Annotated in this window: 23 protein-coding genes; 14 read left to right on the top strand and 9 right to left on the bottom strand. The window is 47.3% G+C overall.

Annotated elements, in window-relative coordinates:
* The first annotated feature begins 10 nt into the window (after nucleotides 1–10).
* The 8 genes from ICL80_RS12200 (at nucleotide 11) to parC (ending at nucleotide 8868) form a co-directional block, all read left to right on the top strand.
* The gene (locus tag ICL80_RS12200) at nucleotides 11–2152 is read left to right on the top strand and encodes a RelA/SpoT family protein (RefSeq protein ID WP_194212659.1); all 2142 of its coding nucleotides are present in this window, start codon (nucleotides 11–13) and stop codon (nucleotides 2150–2152) included.
* 91 nt (nucleotides 2153–2243) lie between these two features.
* Nucleotides 2244–2828 carry an orotate phosphoribosyltransferase gene (gene pyrE / locus ICL80_RS12195; protein ID WP_194212657.1) on the top strand — a complete coding sequence of 195 codons (585 nt, stop codon included), beginning with the start codon at nucleotides 2244–2246 and terminating at the stop codon, nucleotides 2826–2828.
* A gap of 2 nt (nucleotides 2829–2830) precedes the next feature.
* Nucleotides 2831–3415, top strand: a complete 585-nt coding sequence (locus ICL80_RS12190) for a DUF2062 domain-containing protein (protein ID WP_228073473.1) — start codon at nucleotides 2831–2833, stop codon at nucleotides 3413–3415.
* Nucleotides 3412–4146 carry a pyridoxine 5'-phosphate synthase gene (locus tag ICL80_RS12185; protein WP_194212653.1) on the top strand — a complete coding sequence of 245 codons (735 nt, stop codon included), beginning with the start codon at nucleotides 3412–3414 and terminating at the stop codon, nucleotides 4144–4146. The genes ICL80_RS12190 and ICL80_RS12185 overlap by 4 nt, the downstream gene beginning before the upstream one ends.
* A 20-nt stretch (nucleotides 4147–4166) precedes the next feature.
* A complete protein-coding gene (gene rnc / locus ICL80_RS12180) occupies nucleotides 4167–4832 on the top strand; it encodes a ribonuclease III (RefSeq protein ID WP_194212651.1) in 666 nt (221 codons plus the stop codon).
* Between the two features lie 20 nt (nucleotides 4833–4852).
* On the top strand, nucleotides 4853–5743 hold the full coding sequence (era, locus tag ICL80_RS12175; protein WP_194215850.1) for a GTPase Era: 891 nt from the start codon (nucleotides 4853–4855) through the stop codon (nucleotides 5741–5743).
* 17 nt (nucleotides 5744–5760) lie between these two features.
* Entirely contained in the window at nucleotides 5761–6504 is a 744-nt protein-coding gene (recO, locus tag ICL80_RS12170) for a DNA repair protein RecO (protein WP_194212649.1), read from the top strand.
* Nucleotides 6505–6588: 84 nt separating this feature from the next.
* Nucleotides 6589–8868 (top strand): DNA topoisomerase IV subunit A, encoded by a 2280-nt coding sequence (gene parC, locus ICL80_RS12165; RefSeq protein WP_194212647.1) that lies wholly within the window; start codon nucleotides 6589–6591, stop codon nucleotides 8866–8868.
* A 93-nt stretch (nucleotides 8869–8961) separates the two neighbouring features.
* On the opposite strand, the gene ICL80_RS12160 is transcribed toward parC, so the two are convergent.
* The 8 genes from ICL80_RS12160 to ICL80_RS12125 form a co-directional block, all read right to left on the bottom strand.
* On the bottom strand, nucleotides 8962–9345 hold the full coding sequence (locus ICL80_RS12160) for a VOC family protein (RefSeq protein ID WP_194212646.1): 384 nt from the start codon (nucleotides 9343–9345) through the stop codon (nucleotides 8962–8964).
* Nucleotides 9346–9464: 119 nt separating this feature from the next.
* On the bottom strand, nucleotides 9465–11039 hold the full coding sequence (locus tag ICL80_RS12155; RefSeq protein WP_194212644.1) for a TRAP transporter large permease: 1575 nt from the start codon (nucleotides 11037–11039) through the stop codon (nucleotides 9465–9467).
* 5 nt (nucleotides 11040–11044) lie between these two features.
* A complete protein-coding gene (locus ICL80_RS12150) occupies nucleotides 11045–11551 on the bottom strand; it encodes a TRAP transporter small permease subunit (protein WP_194212642.1) in 507 nt (168 codons plus the stop codon).
* A gap of 1 nt (nucleotide 11552) precedes the next feature.
* Nucleotides 11553–12713, bottom strand: a complete 1161-nt coding sequence (locus ICL80_RS12145; protein WP_228073469.1) for a TRAP transporter substrate-binding protein — start codon at nucleotides 12711–12713, stop codon at nucleotides 11553–11555.
* 109 nt (nucleotides 12714–12822) lie between these two features.
* Nucleotides 12823–13548 (bottom strand): arginyltransferase, encoded by a 726-nt coding sequence (locus ICL80_RS12140; protein ID WP_194212639.1) that lies wholly within the window; start codon nucleotides 13546–13548, stop codon nucleotides 12823–12825.
* A gap of 19 nt (nucleotides 13549–13567) precedes the next feature.
* Entirely contained in the window at nucleotides 13568–15409 is a 1842-nt protein-coding gene (locus ICL80_RS12135) for an SLC13 family permease (protein WP_194212637.1), read from the bottom strand.
* Nucleotides 15410–15552: 143 nt separating this feature from the next.
* Nucleotides 15553–16464, bottom strand: a complete 912-nt coding sequence (locus ICL80_RS12130) for a flagellar motor protein MotB (RefSeq protein WP_194212635.1) — start codon at nucleotides 16462–16464, stop codon at nucleotides 15553–15555.
* A 110-nt stretch (nucleotides 16465–16574) separates the two neighbouring features.
* Nucleotides 16575–19019 (bottom strand): penicillin acylase family protein, encoded by a 2445-nt coding sequence (locus tag ICL80_RS12125; RefSeq protein ID WP_194212633.1) that lies wholly within the window; start codon nucleotides 19017–19019, stop codon nucleotides 16575–16577.
* A 140-nt stretch (nucleotides 19020–19159) separates the two neighbouring features.
* Between ICL80_RS12125 and ICL80_RS12120 the strand changes: the two genes are divergently transcribed.
* The 6 genes from ICL80_RS12120 (at nucleotide 19160) to ICL80_RS12095 (ending at nucleotide 23058) form a co-directional block, all read left to right on the top strand.
* Complete coding sequence (locus ICL80_RS12120; protein WP_194215848.1) at nucleotides 19160–20044, top strand: NAD(P)-dependent oxidoreductase; 885 nt, start codon at nucleotides 19160–19162, stop codon at nucleotides 20042–20044.
* Between the two features lie 120 nt (nucleotides 20045–20164).
* The gene (locus tag ICL80_RS12115; RefSeq protein WP_194212631.1) at nucleotides 20165–20419 is read left to right on the top strand and encodes a metal-sensing transcriptional repressor; all 255 of its coding nucleotides are present in this window, start codon (nucleotides 20165–20167) and stop codon (nucleotides 20417–20419) included.
* A gap of 9 nt (nucleotides 20420–20428) precedes the next feature.
* Entirely contained in the window at nucleotides 20429–20971 is a 543-nt protein-coding gene (locus ICL80_RS12110; protein ID WP_194212620.1) for a rhodanese-like domain-containing protein, read from the top strand.
* A gap of 12 nt (nucleotides 20972–20983) precedes the next feature.
* Nucleotides 20984–21685 (top strand): MBL fold metallo-hydrolase, encoded by a 702-nt coding sequence (locus ICL80_RS12105; RefSeq protein WP_228073464.1) that lies wholly within the window; start codon nucleotides 20984–20986, stop codon nucleotides 21683–21685.
* 185 nt (nucleotides 21686–21870) lie between these two features.
* Nucleotides 21871–22482, top strand: a complete 612-nt coding sequence (rpsD, locus tag ICL80_RS12100) for a 30S ribosomal protein S4 (RefSeq protein WP_194212618.1) — start codon at nucleotides 21871–21873, stop codon at nucleotides 22480–22482.
* Between the two features lie 78 nt (nucleotides 22483–22560).
* Complete coding sequence (locus ICL80_RS12095; RefSeq protein ID WP_194212611.1) at nucleotides 22561–23058, top strand: GNAT family N-acetyltransferase; 498 nt, start codon at nucleotides 22561–22563, stop codon at nucleotides 23056–23058.
* A 108-nt stretch (nucleotides 23059–23166) separates the two neighbouring features.
* Here the strand turns inward: ICL80_RS12095 and ICL80_RS12090 are convergent, their stop codons facing one another.
* Complete coding sequence (locus ICL80_RS12090) at nucleotides 23167–23646, bottom strand: GFA family protein (protein ID WP_194212610.1); 480 nt, start codon at nucleotides 23644–23646, stop codon at nucleotides 23167–23169.
* Nucleotides 23647–23652 lie beyond the last annotated feature (6 nt).

Genomic DNA, 23652 nt, shown 5'->3' with positions numbered 1-23652 from the left:
CAGGTATATAGTGATCCGTCAGTTTGAACTTGTTGAAAAAGTTAAAGCGTATGATCCGAAAGTGGATGAGGCGCTTTTGAACCGTGCGTATGTTTTTGCCATGAAGGCGCACGGCACACAAACCCGCGCTTCGGGCGATCCATATTTTTCGCATCCGCTTGAGGTTGCAGGCATTCTTACGGACATGAAACTCGACGGTGATACAATCGCTACAGCGCTTTTGCATGACGTGGTTGAAGATACTGTTGCTACAATTCCTGAAATTGAAGAGCTTTTTGGTCCAAAGGTTTCTGAACTGGTTGACGGTGTTACCAAGCTGTCAAAAATTGAATTACAGGCTGAAAGTGTTCGCCAAGCCGAGAATTTCCGTAAATTTCTTTTAGCAATGTCAAATGATATCAGGGTGTTGCTGGTTAAGCTTGCTGACCGCTGTCATAACATGCGGACACTGGATTACATCAAAAATCCTGAAAAACGCCGCCGCATAGCGCTTGAGACGATGGATATTTACGCGCCGCTTGCCGAACGTATAGGCATGCATGAGCTGAAAGACGAGCTTGAGCATTTGGCCTTTACGCATCTCGACCCAGAGGCGCTAGAATCAATCAATGCGCGCTTGCATTATCTTGTAGAGCAAAGCCCTAATCTTGAAAAAGATATGATTGCTGCTCTCAATAAGCTGATGGAGCAAAATGAGGTAACAGCACTGATAAGTGGCAGAATTAAACGGCCGTATTCGATTTGGCGCAAAATGGAGCGCCAAAATATAACATTTGAACAACTATCCGACGTTATGGCCTTTCGGATAAAGGTGGACGATATTGCAACCTGCTATAAAGTGCTGGGTGTTATCCACCAGAAATATCCAATGGTGCCAGGAAGGTTTAAAGACTATGTCTCTATTCCGAAACGGAATTTTTATCGCTCTATTCACACTACGGTTATAGGGCCGCATAAAAACCGACTTGAAATACAAATTCGGACGCATGAAATGCACCAAGAGGCAGAAATCGGTGTTGCTGCCCACTGGCAATATAAGCAAAAGTCTGAAAAAGCAGAAGGGTCGCAGTATCGCTGGGTGCGGGAACTTCTGGAAATTTTAGATCACACACAGGACCCTGAAGAGTTTCTTGAGCATACAAAGCTTGCAATGTTTCAGGATAAGGTTTTTTGTTTCACTCCAAAGGGAGAACTGATTTCTCTGCCGCGTGGGTCTACCACTGTTGATTTTGCTTATACGGTGCATACTGAAGTGGGCGACCACTGCGTAGGGGCTAAGGTGAATGGCCGCATGGTTCCGCTTAGGCATCAGCTTGAAAACGGTGATCAGGTACAAATTCTAACATCAAAAGGCCAAAGCCCGTCACCAAGGTGGGATAATTTTGTGATTACTGGTAAGGCCCGGTCCGCTATCAGGCGCCATATCAGGCAGCAAAAACAGTCTGAATATAGCAGTTTGGGTAAAACCTTACTGGAAGAAGCATGTGGACGTTTTGGGTTGGAGTTTTCTGTGAAAGCCATGACAGAGGCTGCGGAAATCCTCAACTGTGAAGATATCGCTGAATTATATGCACAGGTTGGCTCCGGCATTATTAGGAAAGATGATGTGCTACGAGCAGCGTATGCTGGCTTCCGCGAAGATGCCAGTTCAGAGCGCTTGCCTGCCGTTCACCATGACTGGGAGGATATTGTATCGTCTTCAGTACCGATCTCCGGTCTTCGGATGGGGTCTGCGGTTCACTTTGCTGAGTGCTGCCATCCTGTAAGGGGTGACCGCATTGTTGGTATTCATATACCGGAGCAGGGAGCCGAGGTTCATACAATTGATTGCTCAAAACTGACGGAATATGATGACAAGCCAGAGCTTTGGATTGATTTGCGGTGGCAGGACGAGGATGAAGCTGAAGCTTCTTTTTATACAGGGCGCTTACGCCTTGAGGTGGTTAATGAGAAAGGCGCTTTAGCCACTATTGCGACGATCGTTTCAAAACATGGCGGTAATGTTTCCAATCTGGTGATCCCTGAACGTGACCCAGAGTTTTGTATTATGATTACCGATGTTGAAGTCCGTGATGTAAAACATTTGAATAATATTAGTCGAGCTCTTCGTGTTAGCAGGGTAATTGCCCGTGTTGACCGGGTTCTGGGCTAACATTTATGAGTGTCTGTTTATTTAACTTGACGCAGCGCGCTCAGGCAACTATCCGCCACAGACAAGTATATACTAAATGACTGGAGCCATCATGGATCAGGACGCGGTTTTAAACGAATTTCGTGCAGCAGGTGCTTTGCTTGAAGGGCATTTTAAATTGTCATCAGGCCTCCATAGCCCGGTTTATTTACAGTGCGCGCGTGTTTTAATGGACCCAGAGCGCGCAGGCCGTTTGTGCGCAGCCTTTGCAGATAAGCTAAGGCTTACTGGTGTTGATATTGATTTGGTTGTAAGCCCTGCTATGGGCGGTGTTATTGTTGGCTATGAAGTAGCGCGCCAGCTTGGTGTGCCGGGTGTTTTTACGGAACGGGTTGACGGAGCATTTACCCTGAGGCGCGGCTTTGATATTCCGAAAGGGGCACGTATTTTGATGATGGAAGATGTTATCACAACGGGCCTTTCGTCGCGTGAATGTATTAAAACCATAACGGAATGGGGTGGTGATGTTGTGGCTGCTGGATGTTTGATTAACCGCTCTGGCGGACAGGCAGATGTGGGGGCACCGGTTACCGCACTCGTAACGATTGATGCTCCAACTTATAGCCCTGATAATTTGCCTGATGCCCTGAAAGCCATTCCTGCGATTAAGCCGGGCAGTCGTGATTTGAAATCCTGATTATGCTATTTGGGCGCCGCAATAAACAAAATATATTTCAGAAGCTTCGCTCGTGGTTGTGGCCGCGATCTGGTTTTAAAAGAGCTGTACTATATTTGTGGCACCGGATAATCCGATTGCCGGGCTCTGATTATAGCATTGCTGCGGGTTTCGCATCGGGTGCAGCTGTTTCTGTTACGCCGTTTATCGGCCTCCATTTCTTGATGGGCTTTGCATTAGCATGGCTTGTGCGGGCTAATTTACTGGCGTCTGCAATTGGCACTATTGTTGGCAACCCATGGACATTTCCCCTTATTTTTGCTCTTACAGCAAGATTGGGAAGATGGATTTTAGGACATGATGTTATTCATGTTTTACCTTCATGGAGCTGGAGCGGGTTTTTGCACGCACCATCTGAGTATATTATGGCCTTTGTGCCTATAATCTGGCCTATGCTCGTGGGGAGCATTCCTTTGGCGATTGTGATATGGATTGGCTTTTATATTGCTCTTCGCATAATGGTCTCTGCAAACCGTGCAAGGAAACAAGCCCGTATAAGAGCGCGTCAGCGCCAGCAGCTCTTAAAGAATGAGGATATACTTGAATGACGCTAGCTAAATTACGACTAGGTGTAAATATTGATCATGTGGCAACCATAAGAAATGCCAGAGGTATTAGACACCCTGATCCTGTGCGGGCAGCGGGCCTCGCTGTACTTGCTGGAGCTGACGGTATAACGGCGCATTTACGCGAGGATAGGCGCCATATATCTGACGAAGATATCGCCTCTCTTTCAGATGTTCTTTCGGTGCCACTTAATCTGGAAATGGCAGCGACCGATGAAATGCTGGAAATTGCACTGAGGCACAAACCTCATGCCTGTTGTTTGGTGCCTGAAAAGCGCCAGGAACTGACAACAGAAGGGGGGCTTGATGTCGCAGGACAGCATGATCGCTTGCTGCCTTATGTAAACCGCCTGAACGCTGCAGGGAGCCGAGTTAGTCTTTTTATCGATGCCGAGAAAAGCCAGCTTGATGCGGCAATTTCTCTTGGCGCCCCTGTATGTGAAATTCATACAGGGAAATACTGCGAGCTTTCTGGCAAGCAGCAAGAGGAAGAGCTAGAGCGTATTCGAAGCGCTGTTGCATACGGTGCTTCGCATGGTATTGAAATGCATGCTGGGCACGGTTTGAGTTATGAAACAGTGGCTGCAATTGCCGCCATCCCTGAAATCAGGGAATTAAATATAGGCCATTTTCTGGTTGGGGAAGCAATCTTTCATGGCTTAGAAGCATCTATTAAGGAAATGAGAAGGCTCATGGATGAAGCCAGAGGTTAAAAAAGCTCGGGGAGGAGCATTTGACTGAATTAAAAGAACTAGCCGGTTACAGGTTTGCAAAAACAAGCCTGCTGGATGAGGCGCTGACACACCCATCACTGTCTGGCTCCTATAATTATCAGCGTCTTGAGTTTTTGGGTGATCGTGTACTGGGGCTTACGATCTCAACATGGCTTTTAGAGGCTTATCCGTCGGAAGCGGAAGGGTTACTAAATAGGCGCTTTACGTCTCTTGTGCGCAGGGAAACTCTCGCCGGAATGGCTGTAAAGCTTGGTATTGCTGCAGCCTTAAAGGTAACTCCAGGTGCGGAAACTGAAGGCGCGAGAGACAAAGAGGCCATACAGGCTGATGTGTGTGAAGCCTTTATTGGTGCTATGTATCTTGACGGTGGCTTCGCGGTTACTGACAAATTTATTCGGCAACACTGGATTCCGTTAATGGATACTGAACTGGATGCTGTTAAAGACCACAAAACAAAATTACAAGAATGGTGTCAGGCAAGATCATTGGATTTACCACACTATTCAGTGTTAGACAGAACAGGGCCAGATCACGACCCTGTTTTTACAATTGAAGCGACCATTGACGGCAAAGGCTCTGCATCGGCGCAGGGTGGAACAAAAAAAACGGCTGAACAAGATGCAGCAGCTGCATTGTTACGGCACCTTTTAGGAGAAACAGGTTGAACCATTCGGATGAAGCAGACATGGAACGTTGCGGTTTTGTGGCTTTGATAGGGGCACCAAACGCAGGTAAGTCTACGCTTCTTAATTCGCTTGTTGGTGCCAAGGTGGCTATTGTTACCCATAAAGTGCAAACCACACGTACGCGTATTACTGGCATTGCCATGCACGGAAAAACGCAGCTTATTTTTATTGATACCCCTGGTATTTTTGAACCAAAGCGCCGGTTGGACCGGGCGATGGTAAGTGCGGCTTGGAAGGGTTCAGAAGACGCAGAAACAACCGTTTTTCTGGTGGATAGCAAACGCGGTGTTACAGACGAGGTTGAGCATATTATTGATGGGCTGAAGAATGCAAAGCGTAAAGCTATTCTTGCCTTGAACAAAATTGACGGACTAAGACGTGATACGTTGCTCGCACTAACGCAAAAGTTAAACGAAACGGGCGTGTTCACCGATATATTCATGATATCAGCGCTGAACGGGGATGGTGTGACAGACCTAAAGGCGTTTCTGTCGGCGAAAGCTCCATCTGGGCCGTGGATGTACCCTGATGACCAGATATCAGATATAACCATGCGTGTTTTGGCGGCTGAAATCACCCGTGAAAAGGTGTATTTGCGCCTTCACGATGAGCTTCCATACGCCACAACTGTTGAAACTGAAAAATGGGAAGAACGTGCTGATGGTTCGGTTCGTATTGAGCAGGTTATCCATGTTGAGCGTGAAACTCAAAAAGGTATAGTTATTGGTAAAGCTGGCAGCATGCTGAAAACCTTGGGTAAAATGGCCCGCGAGGAAATGGAGCAGGAATTTGATCGCAGGGTGCATCTTTTCTTGCATGTGCGTACAACAGAGCGCTGGGCTGATGACAGAACCATGTATAAGGACATGGGCCTCGATTTTGTAGACTAGTAAAACAGGGTAACGCGATGGAATGGCAGGATGAAGGTATTGTTCTTTCCATAGCGCGGCACGGCGAAAGCGACGCTGTTATAGAAGTGATGACAGAAAACCATGGTCGGGCGCGTGGTTTTGTAAAGGGTGGCCTTGGCAGGCGCAACCGTGCAAACCTGCAGGCAGGAAATCTCCTTTCTCTTACATGGCGGTCGCGGATTGAAGCAAACCTTGGCCGGTTTACTCTTGAATTACTCCACAGCCCACTGGGGCACATGATCGGGGATGGCGCACGGCTTTCGGCGCTTGCTGCCATAACGGCTGTTGTTGCCTCTACAATGCCAGAGCGTGCGCCTTTTCTTAAGGTTTACAAGGGTTTGTGTGCTCTTGTTAATTTGCTTGAAAACGAAGATGGTACACTATCTTTGTGGGGGGCTGCGCTCGCACGGCTTGAACTTGGTATTTTAACCGAGCTTGGCTACGGCCTTGATTTGAGCGAATGTGCAGCAAGCGGTGTTCGGGACAATCTCACCTATGTTTCCCCGAAGTCGGGTAGGGCGGTATGTGCTGATGCAGGGGCGCCGTACAGTGACAAACTATTGCCGTTACCTGCATTTTTGCTTTCACGAGATGGGCTTATGCCCAATATGACAGATGCGTATAACAGCCTGAAGTTAACAGGCTACTTTCTTGAGCGAAACATATGGATTGTGAGTGGAAAAGGCCAGCCTGCGGCTCGTGAAAGGCTGTTATCAGCACTTTATACGGCTTCTCGTTGACTTAGTTTTCTTCATACGGCAAAGAATCTGTGGATAACCACAACATCTTGTAGCCATCTGCTTTTGAATTGGTATAGTTACCTTATGACAACACAAGCTGATTTTAACGGTAATATTATCGAAACCCCTTTCGCTGATGCACTTAGCGAACGGTATTTGGCCTATGCACTCTCAACAATTATGTCCCGGTCACTACCGGATGTAAGGGATGGGTTAAAGCCTGTTCACAGGCGGCTGCTGTATGCTATGCGCCTTTTGAAGCTGGACCCAAAAACCGGCTATAAAAAATGCGCCCGTGTTGTGGGGGATGTGATTGGTAAATACCACCCACATGGTGATCAGTCGGTTTATGATGCGCTGGTGCGTTTGGCACAGGACTTTTCTGTTCGCTTCCCTCTGGTTGATGGACAAGGAAACTTTGGTAACGTTGACGGCGATAATGCCGCTGCGATGCGATATACTGAGGCTCGCCTTACCGAAGTTGCCATGGCCCTTATGGAAGGGCTGGAAGAAGATGCGGTAGATTACCGGGAAACATATGACGGTGAAGACCGTGAGCCTATTGTTTTCTCGGGGTCTTTCCCCAATCTCCTTGCAAATGGCTCCTCTGGTATTGCCGTTGGTATGGCGACCAATATTCCGCCCCATAATGTGGGGGAGCTTGCAGATGGGATGCAGTTGCTCATTGATGCGCGGCTTTCTGATCATAAACGCGGTGATAACCTGACCTTTAGCTATGATGCTATTACCACACATAAATTGATGGATTCTATTCAAGGGCCTGACTTCCCAACAGGTGGGCAGCTTGTTGAAGACCGCGAAACCATCATTGATGCTTACGATACAGGACGTGGTAGTTTCCGGGTGCGCGCGCGCTGGGAAAAAGAAGAGCTATCCCGGGGTATTTACCAGATTGTCATTACGGAAATTCCTTTTCAGGTTCAAAAATCTAAGCTGATTGAACGCATTGCGGACTTGATCAATGAAAAGAAACTGCCAATTTTGGCTGATGTTAGGGACGAGTCTGCAGAAGATATCAGAATTGTTCTTGAACCTAAAAACCGTACGGTTGACGAAAAAATACTGATGGAAAGCCTGTTCAGATTAACTGAACTAGAATCGCGCTTTTCCATGAATATGAATGTGATTGCCTCAGATAACAGGCCGCGCGTTCTGCCTCTAAAAGAAATGCTGAATAGCTTCCTTAATCATCAGGTTGAGGTTCTGATCCGTCGTAGCCAGTTCCGACTCGATAAAATTGAGCACCGGCTTGAAATATTGGCTGGCTATTTAATCGCATACCTTAATCTTGATGAAGTTATTCGCATAATCCGCGAGGAAGATGACGCAAAAGCAAGCCTTATAGCCACATTTAAGCTGAATGATGTGCAGGCGGAGGCCATCTTGAATATGCGCCTTCGTGCCCTTCGGAAACTTGAAGAAATGGAAATCAGAACCGAGCATGCCGGGCTTGAAAAAGAGGGTGCACAGCTTAAGTCACTCATCCGCTCACCTGAACTTCAGTGGATAGCGATTGGCGATAAGGTTTCTGTTATTAAAGAAAAGTTTGGCCAAGAAACTGTACTTGGAAAACGCCGTACCCGCTTTGGGGACGCCCCCACTGCCGAAGTAGTGCCGATTGAGGCAATGATTGAAAAAGAACCGCTGACAGTGCTTTGTTCGAAACGCGGCTGGATACGTGCCCTTAAGGGGCATGCCAAGCCGGAAGAAGATTTTAAATATAAAGACGGTGACGAAGAAAAGTTCAGGTTCCACGCTTATACTACGGATAAAATCTTCCTCTTTGCGACAAGCGGTAAGCTGTATACGATTGGTGCCGATAAACTGCCAAGCGCACGCGGCAACGGTGAGCCTGTTAGGCTGATGGTTGATATGGATGCTAATGATGAAATTGTCACACTGTTGCCCTTCCAGCCGGGAAGTAAGTTGGTGGTTGCTTCCTCCATTGGTAAAGGCTTTATTATTGAAGCAGCAAATGCTGTTGCCATGAAAAAAGGCGGTAAACAGATTCTAAACTTACCTAATGATGCCATTGCAACGCACTGTTTTGTTGCTGACGGTGACAGTGTTGCTGTTATTGGTAAAAACCGCAAACTGCTTGTGTTCTCAATTGATGAATTACCGGTTATGAACCGGGGGCAGGGCGTTACTTTGCAGCGTTACAAAGATGGCACCCTCTCAGACATTGTAACGTTCCACAAAAGTGAAGGCCTTACATGGCAAATGGGTGGTAACGGCGACAGGTGGCGCACAGAAACCGATTTGGTGCAATGGACAGGTAAACGTGGCAATGCTGGGCGTTTGCCGCCTATGGGCTTCCCCCGTAATAACAAGTTCAAATAGATTTTAAGTAATTGGTGACCTATTACGGATTGAATAAAAAAGGCCGGGGGGAAATCCGGCCTTTTTGGTTCCTGTTCGGGAAGGAACCGCTGCTTAGGCTGGGCCCATGCAGAATGCGTTAAGCTTGTTGCCTTCAATGTCACGGAAATAGGCTGCATAAAACCCCATATCTTCGCTACCACGAAGACCTGGTTTACCTTCGCAGCTACCACCGTTTGCAAGAGCTGTTTCGTATAGTTTGTCGACGGTCGCTCTGTCTGGGGCTTTGAGGGCAATCATAACGCCGTTGCCAACAGATGCCGCTTTGCCGTCATATGGCTTGGTTAATGCAAAGGCTGGTTTATCCGGGCCGGCAGCCCACATGACAAAGCTATCAAATTCCATTGCTCGTTTGGCACCAAGTATGGCTAAAAGCGTGTCATAAAATGCGCAGGCTTCAGAATGTTTGTTTGTCCCTATTGTTGTGTAGCCAATCATGGGTATTACCTTTTCTCAGGGTTAGTATTGCATTTATAATGTCAATTTATGGCAAGCTAAAAGCTATATTTTTGAATAACGCCAATACATCTTTGTAAGAGCAGTTTCTAAGGTATTGTTTAGAAAAGAAGCTTTGGTAGCCATGTAACAAGGGACGGGAAGAGCGCAATGAGCACAAGGCACAGAAGCTGAATGATAACAAACGGTATAACACCTTTATATATAGCAGATGTAGGTACGCTCTCAGGCACCACGCCGCGCAAGTAAAACAGGGCAAAGCCAAAAGGCGGCGTTAAAAAGCTTGTTTGCAAGTTCATAGCCATCAGCACACCCAGCCATATAGGGCCATATGTGCCATCCATAGCCAATAGGGCTGGGGCAACAACAGGCACAACAACAAAGGTGATCTCAATAAAATCGAGGAAAAAGCCCAATACAAACATCAACAGCATTATCAGGAGAATAGCTGTAAATTGGCCACCGGGCAGGCCATGTAACAGGTTTTCAATGATCTCGTCGCCGCCAAGGCCCCTAAAGACGAGCGAAAACAGGCTAGCACCGATCAGTATGGTGTAGATCATGGTTGAAATACGCACAGTAGAGCGCATAACTTCTGTTAACACCCCTGACTGGTAGGTTGACCAGAGTGACCACAAAAGCCCGGCCGAAAAAGTGACCGTTACAAGTATTGCTATAAAATATGCAATGTTATCTGCGGCTGATATAACATCCCGGTGCATGCGTAGGTCTGATGTGCTCGCAATAACAAGCAATACAAGCAATGAAACAAGCGTTGTATAAACGGCAATTCTGTTTTTGCCGCCGAGCCTTGCTGCACCAAGAAGAATAGCACCAATAGCACCTACAGAGGCGGCTTCTGTAGGTGTTGCGATACCCGTAAGAATAGAACCAAGAACGGCTATTATTAAAATAAGAGGCGGTAAGAGTGCGGTGAGTAAGGTTATGAAAATACCCGTGCCACTGTCGACGCATTCCTCTGGCGGGATTGCCGGGCTGGTTTCTGGCTTAAAAAATGCCATGCCTGCCTGATATAGAATATAGCAGGCAACGAGAATAAGCCCGGGGATAAGAGCGCCTGCAAAGAGTTCACCAGCACTCATGGGCGCAGGTGAAAATATATGGTTGTTAAGCTGTGCCTGTTGCCACGCTGACGATAGAACGTCAGCGAGTAAAATAAGCACGATAGAGGGCGGTATGATTTGCCCCAGTGTACCTGAAGCCGCAATCGAGCCAGTCGCTAGAGAAGGATCATAGCCACGCCGCAACATGGTTGGGAGTGAAAGCAGTCCCATCGTAACAACTGTTGCCCCGACAATGCCTGTAGAGGCAGCAAGCAAGGCGCCAACGACAGTAACAGAAATACCAAGCCCGCCGCGCAATTTGCCAAAAAGTCTGCCCATGCTCTCGAGCAAGTCTTCGGCAACGTTTGACTTTTCGAGCATCACCCCCATGCTGACAAAAAGCGGAATTGCGAACAGTAATTCGTTTCTAATAACGTTACCAAACAGGCGGTTTGGAAGGATTTCAAGAAAGCTGGAATCAAGCGTGCCTGTTGCCATGCCAATAAGGCCAAATAACAGGCCAGCACCACCCAACGTGAAAGCCACAGGGAAACCGGTTAAGAGAAGGCCAACAAGCACAGCAAACATGCTGAGTGTTAATATAACTGACATATCCACTATTGCTTATTCCCGTATAGAATGCGTGCGTTGCTGATGATAGCTGATAGGGCATGAAGGGTCATGGTGCCAGCAAAAAGCAGCAAGGTAGATTTTAAAATATAAATGAAAGGAAGGCCGCTTGCTTCTACGCTACCTTCTAAAATATGCCAGCTTTGAAACACATAAGGAACGCTGCTAATCCAAAAGAGTATTAAGAAGGGGCACAACAGTAAAAGTGTGCCGATCAAATTTACACAGGCTTTTTGGCGACCAGAAAATTTACTGTAAAAAAGATCAACCCTTACATGTTCATCTTTAAGGGCTGTGTATCCCGCGCCGCCCAGAAACATAATGGCATTAATATATTGCAGGCTTTCTTGTAATTGTATGTTTCCATTAGAGAAAACATAGACCATTAAGACTACAGAAAATTGCACCAAAATTAACAGAAGCGGCAAAATAGCGAGAAGCTTTCCGCTAATATCGAGAATTTGGTTTAAACCTGATACTATTTTAGAAAGCATTTTATTTCGCTACAAGGCTACGAGCATTCATAAAGGCCTGCTCGGCAATGGCACCCCATTTCATGCTAGAGGAGCGTGCGTCACTAAAGCTGTCAAAAACTTTTTTGCTGAACGGGTCGGCACTTGCGGTGTCCGCAAGAACTGTGGCTGATACTTCTGCAAGGGTTTTCAGAATATCATCGCTGAACCGCTTTAGCTGAACGCCGTGCTCATCGATTAGGCTTGTTAGGGCTCTGGCATTATGGGCATTAAAGTCTGCATAGGTCATGTCATTTTCAGACATGGTAGCTGCTGTGAAAATGCTTTTCTCATGGGAAGAAAAGTCTTCCCAAATGTCTTTATTCAAGCCAATAGACAAACCTGTTCCGGGTTCATGAATACCCGGATAATAATAGTTTTTAACGATTGTATGAAAACCAAACGCCAGATCATTCCAAGGGCCGATCCACTCGGTAGCATCAATATTACCTTGGCTAAGGGCCTGAAAAATCTCACCGCCCTGTTTAGTAACCGGTGTTGCCCCGACCCGCTTCATTACTTCACCGCCTAGGCCGGGCATACGAATACGCAAGCCTTGGAAGTCTTCAATGGTGTTGATATTCTTTTGGAACCAACCGCCCATCTGTGTGCCAGTGTTGCCGCCAAGAAAGGGCTTGATATTAAATTGGGCTGAAAGTTCATCCCACAGTTCTTGTCCGCCACCAAAACGGATCCATGAGGTTAATTCGCTTGCGGTCATTCCCATTGGAACAGCAGCAAAGAAATTGAAAGCCGATGATTTGCCTTGCCAATAATATTCAGCAGCATGATACATATCTGCTTTGCCTTGGCTCACGGCATCAAAGCACTCGAGTGCGCCGACCAATTCTCCGGCCGCGTAAACTTTGACAGTCACATTGCCGTCAAACAATTCTTCTATGCGTTTGGCAAAGCGTTCCGCGCCAGTGCCTGTGCCGGGAAAGTTCTTTGGCCAGCTGGTAACCATTTTAAGCTTGCGCTTTTTACCTATGATTGCAGGAGCGCCAGTCGCTGTGGTTTGGGAGCCATTGTCACAAGCTGTTATTAAGGCTGCAGTGCTTGCAAGCCCTGCATGCCGCAGAATATTCCTGCGGGTTAATCCAGCCTTTTTGGCGCCCGATATGGCATTTTTATTATTTTTCACTTTTTTCCCCTGATAACCCACAACAGCGACGTATGATTCGCTGGTTGCCAGTATAATGAGCAAATAGGGCCGGGCAAGCTTTGAACTGTATGTTTTGCATTAATATAGCTTATTGAGGGTCAACACTATACCAACCATTAGGTCCAAGTTTCTCTAAAGGCTTGTATTTGGCTTTATAGGCCATTTTCCTACTGCCTTCGACCCAGTACCCCAAATAGACATGGGGCATATTTGCGTAACTCGCGCGGGCGATATGATCTAAGATGATGTAGGAGCCAAGGCTGCGGCTTTCCATGGTCGTATCAAAAAAGCTGTATATCATGGATAGTCCGTCAGTGAGTTCGTCAGTTAAGCCTACACCAACCAGTTTGTGATCAATAACCCTGCGATATTCAATCATAATGGTGGCAACAGGGCTGGTTTCTACCATGTCTTGAAATTCATCAAGTGTCATACCTGCCATGGAACCATCTTGGTGGCGGGTAGCTAAATAGGCTTCTAAAACATCATATTGTTCTTGTGTAACAATGGGTGGGCGCACTTCGGATTTAATGTCATTATTACGTTTTACTATTCGGCGCTGAGAACGCGATAGCTGAAACTCGCCCGCCCGTACACGCACTGACACACATTTAGAGCAGTTTTCACAAGCCGGGCGATATACAACAGATTGGCTACGCCTAAAACCAACACGCCCCAGCGCTTCGTTAAGGGCTGCTGCATCTGGCCCACGAAGCTCGGTGAAAACCTTGCGTTCCGTATAGCCTTCAATATAGGGGCACGGTGACGGGGCCGTCACGTAAAACTTTGGAAATTGTAGCCCCTGATCGGTCATTTTTCTGAATCCCTAATACTTACAGAAGCCCATAATACCACGGAATGAAAAGAGTGAAAGTCACCCACATAAGAAAAATTAGTGGTGTGCCAACACGGACAAAATCCATAAACCTGTAATGGCCGGGGGCCATGACCAGCAGGTTGGTCTGGTAGCTCATAGGTGTTGCAAAGCTTGCATTCGCACCAAATATAACCGCCAGTAAAAAGGCCATGGGTTCTACATTTAATTCAGTCGCAAGTGACACTGCAATAGGCGTAAAGAGGACGGCTGTTGCATTGTTTGAGAGCACGTTTGTGAGTAAAGCCACCAATAAAAAGAAGCCAGATAGTAAAACCCATGCTGGTGCCCCAGATAAGGAGGCAATAACGCTGTGGGCAAGCCATTCAGCCGCGCCGGTGCCTTCCATTGCGGTGCCTAGGGCAAGTGCTGCCCCGACAATTGTAAACACACGTCTATCAATAGCACGGCTTGCTTGGCGTACATTCAGGCAGCGCGATACCATCATGAGGGCCGCGCCAATAAGAGATGAAACCACAATAGGTAAAATTTCAAAGGCTGCGGTGAAAACAATACCAGCAAATATCATGAGGGCACGAACAGCAAATTCCCGCATGGGTACATCTGATGCAGACGATTCCATGAGCATGACATCGCGGTTTTCACGCAGGGAAAGAATATTAGACCGGCTACCCATGACAAGTAGCACATCACCCGCTTCCAACCTAAGTTGAGAAAGCGCGGCTCTAATCATACGGCTACGGCGTTGTACACCCAGCACGGCACACCCGGTTTCTGACCTAAAGCCAGTTTGGGCAAGCGTGCGGCCATCCATGCGGGAGGCTGGGGCAATAACAGCTTCGGCAATAACCCGGCGTTGTCCCACGTCTGTGTCGTCGGCAACCTCTTCACCGCCTTCTGCATTTGCAACAAGGTCAGGCGATGCGTTCAGAAGGTCGGTCATAACGCTTCGTGTTGCAGCAACTAGCACAATATCACCTTCAGAGAGGGTAATATCGTCGTAGGGTGGCAACAGCTTTTCTCTGCCACGCTGTATCATACGCACAGTTACTTCTTTTAGGCCTGGAAACATGCCTGCAACGGCCGTTTGGCCAACCAGATTATTATCATCGGCAAGTTCCATCTGGAACAAAAACTGTTTGCCGCTTTTGCCGGCCAGTTTGCTGGCAAGGCCATCACGGTCAATAATCAGCTTGGGTGCAATTACAATGATATAGACCAAACCAACGGCGGCCATCACGGCGCCAGGTACAGTGAAATCGAAAAAGCCAATAACGTCGCCAGTTGTATGCTCAAAGGCTCCGGCAGCGAGCAGGTTTGTGCTGGATCCAATTTTGGTCATGTTACCACCAAGAATGGCAGCAAAACTAAGTGGCATCATAACAGCAGCTGCTTGCTTGCCAAGCTTTTCAGCGAGAGCCGCGAGAATGGGGATAAAGATAACAACAACAGGGGTGTTGTTCATAATAGCCGAGATCAGCATCACAATGACAAGGCACATAATGATAACAATGCCGGGTCTGTTTTTGCCAATATTTATAATGAACCGGGCAGGGCCGTTCATCGCTCCCGTTTGAACCAGACCTTGGCCAACAACAAGCAGTGCCATAATGGTGATTAAGGCGGGATCAGCAAAACCGCGCAGCAAATCAACCGGCTTGATAAGTTTGTCACCGCTTACATCGTAGATTGGGATGATTTCGAATAGCAGTAAAAGGAGGGCGACTGTTGCAATGCTTGATATTTCAAGCGGTATTTTATCATATGCATAGGCAACAATTGCACCTGCGACGATCGCAAAGGTAAACCACATTTGAAGGGTTGGTTCAACTAGTTCCATAAGCTCTTACTTTATCCCCGGTTGTTACACATCCACACCGGGTGCGGACGCTTTAGGAAGCTTGATTGTTAGCGTTTCGTATTTTGGCGAACAAGTATAAATCACAAAAACTGCAAGGGATGAAAAATATTAGGTATCCCGTTTTACAGGTTAGGCGGTACGACAGGAGCTTCTCGCAGTACTAAGATTGTAATACGTCTGTTTTCAGTTTTGGCAGGCTGATCTGGATAAAGTGGGTCTGTTCCTGCTTTACCCACAACTTCAAAAATACGGTCTTGGCTCACACCTGAATGATCAAGCACGCGGCGTGCACTGTTGGCGCGGTCTGCACTCAATTCCCAGTTAGTTGAGCCATCTGCGCCGGTAAAGCTGCCCCCGTCTGTGTGCCCTTGAATGGTTACACGGTTAGGCAGGCTTTGAATGGACGTGCCAATTTCTTCTATCATACGTTTGGCGTATTCATAGAGGTTAGCGGATCCTGAGTGAAACATGGCCCGCTGGTCTTTATCAATCAGCTGTATTTTCATGCCATCTTCTGTGATCTCAATTGTTAGGTGGTCTTTTAGATCATTCAGAGCAGGGGATTGCTGTATAGCAAGCTTGATCTGTTCTTCCATCTGCTTAAAGGCCATGTCTTCGCGTTCGCGTATCTTATTAGCAGCGGCTTGCGGGTCAGAATAACTGGGGTCGCCGCCCGCTTCACTATCAGCCCCGGTTTTTTTACCGGATGTAGGGCCGGACTGAGGGGGGCCCGGCCTGCTGATAGCCACAACCGGCGAAGGGTTTAAACCGGACGAATCTGATGTGGTTGGATTAACGGCATCTTGGCCGCTACGGCCTGAAACAGCAGCCGTTGTCGGCGAGAAGTAATCAGCAAGACCGGCTAAAGTTTCTGGCGGTGCAACGTTTAGCAGCCAAAGCAGCATGAAAAAGGCCATCATTGCTGTTGTAAAATCGGCATAGGCAACTTTCCATGCGCCACCATGGTGGCCGCCGCCTTCAACCTTGTTTATCTTCTTGATGATAATAGGTCTTTTGCCGTCATCATCTGCCACGAGAAACCCTCATTCACACATTAAAGATACACTTGTATCATGAAACTTATTAACCGCTTATTATTAAAGAATAATCCTCTAGGTATAAAATACACAAGGAGAAAGTGGTGTTACTCTTTTGGTATTAGCTGTAAAACCTCGGTGCTTCCTGCTGGAATTGGTGTGTTTGTTGGGATTTCAAAGGATTCCGTTTTGGCCCATTTTTTAAACATGTCTTTATAATGACGTGACAGTGGGTTGCCTGATTGACCTGTTGGTTGAATATACCGTGATCTATCCAAATCACTCAGATCAAATATACCCCGATAACTTGGTCCAAAAGTTGAAGTATTTCTTGCTCCATTCTTGGTGCTTACACCAGCCACATTCACGGTGTATGTACCTCCTGATACGGCTGCTGATATTTCAAAATATGGCTTTAGCATATCAATATTGCTAAAGGGTCTGTGTTCCTGATGCAAGATATGCTCTGTGCCCCATTTCCATGTGCTTAGCTGCGGACCATATTTGTCGCTGAGGTCTGCTATTGCTGACGACATGGCACTACGTGCATATTTGGTGCAAATTTCGCGTCTGTCAGGTGTTTCTTTGTTATTGCACCAGCTTAAGGCTGTAAGTTTATCAATAACGGGTAGGTTGAAGTATGTATTTTCTGCAGGCCTTTTTTCTTCGGATAGCGACCAGTATAAGCTGCTTTTTATCAGACGAGGGTTAATATAGGTGAAGCTGTCGTAAAGTTCGCCGAGCTCGTCAGCCATAAGCATATGCTGATAATAGGAAAGCCAGAGCTGGAAAATTAGTGGCTCAGGGCTGTCTTTGTTCATACGGCCGTCCCAGTTCTTTAAGATTGTGAAGGCAGGTGATTCTTGATCAAGTGCAGTAAGCAGAAGTGGCAGGATATCCCGTGCCATATCAGAAGTTATGTCGTTTTGTATGTGGCTAAAGCTTGCAACAGTGTGTTTTTCGGTGCTTTCAAGTAAGTGCCGTATTCTGTTGCCCCGGTAAGGGAGCGACCAATCACGTGTGATAAAATATGGATAGTCCTGCCCCACAATTTTTTCATTTGCGGTCGCTATAATACCGCCTTTCGGGTTGTATCTTGTCGGTAAGTCCTCGTACGGGATGTAGCCTTGCCAATCATAGAGGGCATCCCAGCCGGGGGAAGGGATTCGACCTGCTATTTTATTGTCAGGGTGCCGAATGGGTACCAAGGCTGGTGCATAGTATCCAACGTTACCTTCTATGTCGGCATAAATCATATTTTGCTCTGGCCCGAAGTAGAGTTTGCCAGCTTCTTTGAATTGCTCAAAATTCTGAGCTTTTCCAATTGCAATCATGGCGCCAATGGCAGTGTCTTTATCCTGAAGGGCGGTCCATTGCAGTGCAATAACATAGCCGTTATCAACAAACTCTGCTGTTTCCGGGTGGATGTCTGAAACTACAGGCCCGTGGCGTGTTGTACGGACTTGAATGGTTACTGGTTCAGCATCTTTGACGATGATTGTCTCTTCATGGCTGTCAAAACTCGAGAGGCCGTTGGGCGTATGGTATTTATCGCCGCCTTCGGCCAGTTTTTCAATAAACAGGTCTTGGCTATCAGGGGCTGTATTTGTAAACCCCCAAGCGATCGCATCGTTTCTGCCCAGTACAATAACGGGGGTTCCGGGAAAGCTAACACCAACAATGTTTTTGTGGGTAGTGGTGTTATATAACCGCATCAGATACCAGATTGACGGCGTTGTAAGCCCAAGATGTGGGTCGTTTGCCAGTAAGGGTTTACCAGACTGTGTCCTGGTCCCGTCTACCAGCCAGTTATTTGAGCCATACCCTTCAGGCTTTGGTTTTCCTAAGGCAAAGGCGGTTTCCTCAATCGGGCTACTTTTATATATCTCGGTCAGGTCAGGGAGTGCAGTTTCTGTATCGCCGGGGTATGTGGCATATATCGACATTACTTTTTCAGGGGGTAGCTTGGTCAAGAGACGCGCCCGTGCAATTTCCTGCCGCATATTGCCTGAAAGATCCAGCCACATCATTTTATGCCAAATCAGGGAATCAACCGGATGCCATAATTCTGGTTCGGTGCCGGTTAATATAAATTCTGGTGGCAAGGCGGATTTATTGTCTTTAATATAAGCGTTCACGCCGTCGGCATAAGCATGCAGGCTTTGCTTAAGGTCAGAGGGGAGGTTATCGTATGCCTTTTCCGCTTTGGCTTTAAATCCGAGTGTCCTAAAGAACTTGTCTACGCTAAGGGTGGAAGACCCTGCAAGCTCAGATAACCTGCCGCGACCTATGCGGCGGTTCATCATCATTTGCCAAAGGCGGTCTTGTGCATGAACATAACCGGCTGCAAAATACAGGTCATTATCGGTTTCAGCTGAAATATGAGGAACGCCGTGTTCATCGCGGGCGATTGTAATTTCGCCTGAAATCCCAGCCACAATTACTGTACCGTTTGTTTTTGGCAAACTGCTTTTCAACCAGCCAAACCCAAGCAATCCCGCTACAAAAAGAAAGCCGACAACCATCAGGCTTGTTATCTTTAGTTTATTCATGTGTTCCCCCGGTTATTCCTACTGGACAACTATTCAAAATCTTCCTATGCCCTGTTTGCGACCACTTGATGAAATAGTATGGTAGCACTGATAATCAACATTATAAAACTACAGCTTTGGCAAATGCGAGGAGGAAAATGATGGCACAGGTAGCTTTTATCGGACTGGGTGTTATGGGCTTTCGTATGGCGGGGCATTTGGCTTCAGCAGGCCATGGTGTAACTGTTTATAACCGTACTGCCTCTGTATCGGAAAAGTGGCTTGATACATACGGCGATATTGACGGGGCCGAGCTTTATAGTGCGCCCACGCCAGCAGGTGCTGCGGCAGACGCTGATTTTGTGTTTGCCTGTGTTGGTGCAGATAAAGATGTTGAGGCTGTGTGTACTGGTGAGGGCGGTGCCTTTTCTACTATGAAAAAAGGGGCAATCTTTGTTGATCATACAACGGCGTCGGCAACATGCGCGAAAAAAATGGCAAGTGCAGCAGAAGAGCAAGGCTTGTTTTTTATTGATGCACCCGTATCAGGTGGGGAAGCAGGGGCGATAAACGGTGCTCTTACGGTTATGTGCGGCGGCGATAAGGTGGCTTTTGAAAAAACTGCTCCTATTATGGCGGCGTACGGTAAGTCTGTGAAGCTTTTAGGCGCGGTTGGGGCTGGGCAGCTTACCAAAATGGCTAACCAGATTTGTATTGCCGGTACGGTGCAAGGGCTTGCTGAAGCTCTCCATTTTTCAATGGAGGCAGGCCTTGATGCCAAAGCAGTTGTTGACGTTATCAGCAAAGGTGCTGCGCAGAGCTGGCAGATGGACAACCGGGCAGGAACCATGATCGACGGTGAGTTTGATTTTGGCTTTGCAGTAGACTGGATGCGGAAAGACCTGTCGATTGTTTTGAACGAAGCCCGTGAAAAAGGCGTGTCACTGCCTGTTACCGCTCTTGTTGACCAGTTCTACAGTGATGTCCAAAAAATGGGCGGCAACAGGAACGATACATCTAGCCTGATACGTCGGTTTCGTAGTTAGTCTGTAACCTTCTAAATATAAATACTATTATCAATGCCTGCGGCTATTATGCCGCAGCCCATTGTGTTTTTTTGTTATATTATATACTATAGGGGGTATGGTATTTATAAGGAAAGCATTATGATTGCTGAAAAAGATAAAACGGCGATGTTGAACAGGCTCGCGAGAGTGGAAGGCCAGTTAAGGGGCATTCAAAAGTTAATCCTTGCAGGTGAAGAAGACTGCGAAAAGGTTGCGCAGCAAATGTCGGCAGCCCGTAAGGCGCTTGATAAAGCAGGTCACACCATGTTGGCGTGCATGATTGAGGAGCAGATTAGGGTGGGAAAAACAGATAATTTGTCAGAGCTTGGCCTGCTCATTGGAAAGTATGCATGAGGTAACATTATGTCTGATGTAAAATTTATTTCTGCGGATGCGTTTGCTGCTATTTTAAAAAATGATCCAAACTGCTGTATGATAGATGTTCGGACTGCTGCAGAGCACGCAGCATGCCATGTTGCGGGTGTTGAGCTTTTACCGTTACAAAATTTTGATGCAGAGAGTGTTGCCTCTTCTCTAAAGGCTAGAGCACCTAACAAGCCGGTTTATGTTCTCTGTAAGGGCGGTGGTCGTGCAAAGCAGGCGGCAGAACAGTTAGCCGCAAAAGTATCATCTGATATTTATGTTGTGGAAGGTGGGACAGATGCTTGCTCAACCATTGCAGGGGTACCGGTAAACCGGGGGGCAAGCAATCATATGTCGCTAGAGCGGCAGGTGCGGATCGCGGCGGGCAGCTTTGTTGTCTTGGGTATTTTACTCAGTATTCTTGTTAATCCGGCTTTTGTCTGGTTCTCAGCTTTCGTAGGTGCTGGGCTGGTTTTTGCTGGCCTTACAGATACATGTGCGATGGGCATGTTGATAGCGCGCATGCCGTGGAACAAAGTGTAATAGGGTGTTCAGGTGTTGATTTTTAGGCAGTTGTTTGATGAAGAAAGTTACACCTATACCTATTTGTTGGCAGACAGCAGAGTGGGCGAAGCTATTTTCATTGATCCGGTAAAAAGCAAAATAGAGCAATATATACAAATTCTTGCAGACTTATCTTTAACGCTAAAATATGCCGTTGATACGCATGTTCATGCAGATCATGTTACAGCCCTAGGTGATTTGCGCGAACGGCTTCACTGCACTTCAGTGATCGGTGCGGCAACTAAAGCAGACTGTGTTGATTATAAAATAAAAGACGGTGAAAGCCTTTCTTTTGGTGCATATAGTCTAGTTGCCATAGCAACACCAGGGCACACGGATGATAGCTATAGCTTTTTTCTGGATGTAAGCGGCGAGAAAATGGTTTTTACCGGAGATACCCTCCTTATTCGGGGGACAGGTCGAACTGATTTTCAAAATGGTGATGCCCGGATGCAGTATAGCAGTTTAACAAAGAAATTACTCACTCTGCCACCGGATACATGGGTATATCCCGCGCATGACTATAAGGGCTGGACACGCAGCACAATAGCTGAGGAAAAGGCTCATAACCCGCGTCTTCAGGTCAAAAATATGGCTGAATATGTAGCTTTGATGGATAGCCTGAAGCTACTAAATCCAAAGTTTATGGATGTAGCAGTGCCAGCAAATCTGGCGTGCGGACAGGTGAAATAAGGGAAGTGCTGCAAAAATAGCGCGTTTCTGCTGTTTTTGTTTGACAGGGTGGGCATAAGGTTATATCCACCGCGCATTATTAATGAATGGGCAAGACAATTGTGTTCTTGTCCGCGTGGGTACCAAAGTGCACTGACTATATGGACGCACACCGCCCACGGCGCTAGAAAGAAGGAGCGATTCGCATGTCCAAGCGTATTCAGGCGAAGTATAAAATTGATCGCCGTATGGGCGAAAATATTTGGGGCCGCGCAAAATCCCCAGTAAATTCAAGAGAGTATGGACCAGGCCAACACGGTCAGCGCCGTAAAGGTAAGCTGTCTGATTATGGTATTCAGCTGCGTGCTAAGCAGAAGCTGAAAGGCTACTACGGCAACATCACTGAAAAACAGTTCCGTCGCTATTATGCTGAGGCTGATCGCCGCAAGGGTGATACAGGCGAGAACCTTATTGGTATTCTGGAATGTCGTTTGGATGCAGTGGTTTACCGTTCGAAGTTCGTGCCAACGGTTTTCTCTGCTCGTCAGTTTGTAAGCCACGGTCACGTATTGGTGAACGGTGTTCGTTGTAACATTCCATCTCGTATGGTTAAGCCGGGTGATGTTGTTGAGGTTCGTGAAAAATCTCGCGGTATCCCTATGGTTCTTGAGGCTCAGCAGTCGCCAGAACGTGATTTCCCTGAGTATCTTGCAGTGGATGGTTTCAAGGTTGAGTATGTTCGCATTCCAGCGCTTGATGAAGTACCATACCCTGTGATTATGGAACCTAACTTGGTTGTCGAGTTCTATTCTCGTTAAGTTTCAATATCTTATTTAGTTTTCTTAAAGGGTGCTGGCGTATGTTGGCGCCCTTTATTATTATGATAGGGGGAGTGCATGATGGACTTGGAATTGCCAGCGGGCTACAGCGCCCGTGCTGTGAATGATAGCGATGCGACAGGCCTGATCAGGCTCATTGATAGCTGCTTTAGCGAATATGAAGGCGTTTTTCTGGAGCCTGATGGCATTGATGATGACCTGCAAGCATACGCAACCAGCATTGCTGGGCTGAACGGTGAAGCCCTTGTTATTGAAGATGAAACTGGCATTGTTGCTGTGGTTTCTGTTGCGCCGATTGAGGGCACACGCTACCAGTTGAAGCGGATTTACCTTGCGGCTAGCCTGCGCGGTACTGGTATTGGTTTAACACTCTTGCACTATGCTGAGGCACGCGCACTGGCACACGGCGCCAAAACCATGGAACTATGGTCAGACACACGCTTCACCCGCGCCCACAGTTTTTATGCCCGTGAAGGCTATGTCAAACAGGCAGAAACCCGCGATCTGCACGACAGTTCAAACACGACGGAATACCTGTTTATCAAGCCGCTTTAAGACTGATTTCGCCCCAAAAGGCACTGGCACATGCGCCGGCGCAGTGTGCCATTTCTGTGCCGTGTGCCAAAGTGCTTTTGTGTACCCCAAAAACGGTTTTTGTACGCTTTAGCTTTTTAATAAAGCACTCAGGCGCCGCTGGCTTTCTGCGGGCCAAGTTTCTTTCATATTATAGTATTCGGGCACAGCTAACATACCATCCGGAATTTGCACCCAAGGCTGTTTGGTGCTGGTATAGATAAAAGCATCAGGGCTGATGGTGTGGCCTGTACCGAGTGTACCAACACGGACAAAACTTGCTTTTTTACCGAGGCCGCCGTAGTGGCTCCACAGTGCAACATGGCAGGTGGGGCAGCGGGCAATTTCCTGCCCTCTGCCACTGGGGCTTGGTACTACGGTATAGGCAACAGTGCCTTTGATGAGCTTTACATGGTCGCTTTCAATAATGGCGTTCACCGCAAAGGCCGCGCCTGTTTGCTGCTGACAACACGTACAGTGACAGCAATGTACAAACATTGGCTCTGCCAGCATTTGGTAGCGCACATCGCCGCAGCTACAGCCGCCTTCCTGTATGGTGGTGTCTGTCATGGTGCC

This window comes from Kordiimonas pumila (assembly GCF_015240255.1).
In the GTDB taxonomy this organism is placed as follows: domain Bacteria; phylum Pseudomonadota; class Alphaproteobacteria; order Sphingomonadales; family Kordiimonadaceae; genus Kordiimonas; species Kordiimonas pumila.
The sequence above is the reverse complement of the archived record's forward strand: the minus strand, read 5'-3'. Positions and strand labels throughout refer to the sequence as shown.

Bases quoted from the DNA above. Each gene is read 5' to 3' on its own strand.
- pyrE (WP_194212657.1), top strand. From the start codon at position 2,244: ATGGATCAGGACGCGGTTTTAAACGAATTTCGTGCAGCAGGTGCTTTG.
- ICL80_RS12190 (WP_228073473.1), top strand. From the start codon at position 2,831: ATGCTATTTGGGCGCCGCAATAAACAAAATATATTTCAGAAGCTTCGC.
- ICL80_RS12185 (WP_194212653.1), top strand. From the start codon at position 3,412: ATGACGCTAGCTAAATTACGACTAGGTGTAAATATTGATCATGTGGCA.
- era (WP_194215850.1), top strand. From the start codon at position 4,853: ATGGAACGTTGCGGTTTTGTGGCTTTGATAGGGGCACCAAACGCAGGT.
- recO (WP_194212649.1), top strand. From the start codon at position 5,761: ATGGAATGGCAGGATGAAGGTATTGTTCTTTCCATAGCGCGGCACGGC.
- parC (WP_194212647.1), top strand. From the start codon at position 6,589: ATGACAACACAAGCTGATTTTAACGGTAATATTATCGAAACCCCTTTC.
- ICL80_RS12160 (WP_194212646.1), bottom strand. From the start codon at position 9,345: ATGATTGGCTACACAACAATAGGGACAAACAAACATTCTGAAGCCTGC.
- ICL80_RS12155 (WP_194212644.1), bottom strand. From the start codon at position 11,039: ATGTCAGTTATATTAACACTCAGCATGTTTGCTGTGCTTGTTGGCCTT.
- ICL80_RS12150 (WP_194212642.1), bottom strand. From the start codon at position 11,551: ATGCTTTCTAAAATAGTATCAGGTTTAAACCAAATTCTCGATATTAGC.
- ICL80_RS12140 (WP_194212639.1), bottom strand. From the start codon at position 13,548: ATGACCGATCAGGGGCTACAATTTCCAAAGTTTTACGTGACGGCCCCG.
- ICL80_RS12135 (WP_194212637.1), bottom strand. From the start codon at position 15,409: ATGGAACTAGTTGAACCAACCCTTCAAATGTGGTTTACCTTTGCGATC.
- ICL80_RS12125 (WP_194212633.1), bottom strand. From the start codon at position 19,019: ATGAATAAACTAAAGATAACAAGCCTGATGGTTGTCGGCTTTCTTTTT.
- ICL80_RS12120 (WP_194215848.1), top strand. From the start codon at position 19,160: ATGGCACAGGTAGCTTTTATCGGACTGGGTGTTATGGGCTTTCGTATG.
- ICL80_RS12115 (WP_194212631.1), top strand. From the start codon at position 20,165: ATGATTGCTGAAAAAGATAAAACGGCGATGTTGAACAGGCTCGCGAGA.
- ICL80_RS12110 (WP_194212620.1), top strand. From the start codon at position 20,429: ATGTCTGATGTAAAATTTATTTCTGCGGATGCGTTTGCTGCTATTTTA.
- rpsD (WP_194212618.1), top strand. From the start codon at position 21,871: ATGTCCAAGCGTATTCAGGCGAAGTATAAAATTGATCGCCGTATGGGC.
- ICL80_RS12095 (WP_194212611.1), top strand. From the start codon at position 22,561: ATGATGGACTTGGAATTGCCAGCGGGCTACAGCGCCCGTGCTGTGAAT.
- ICL80_RS12090 (WP_194212610.1), bottom strand. From the start codon at position 23,646: ATGACAGACACCACCATACAGGAAGGCGGCTGTAGCTGCGGCGATGTG.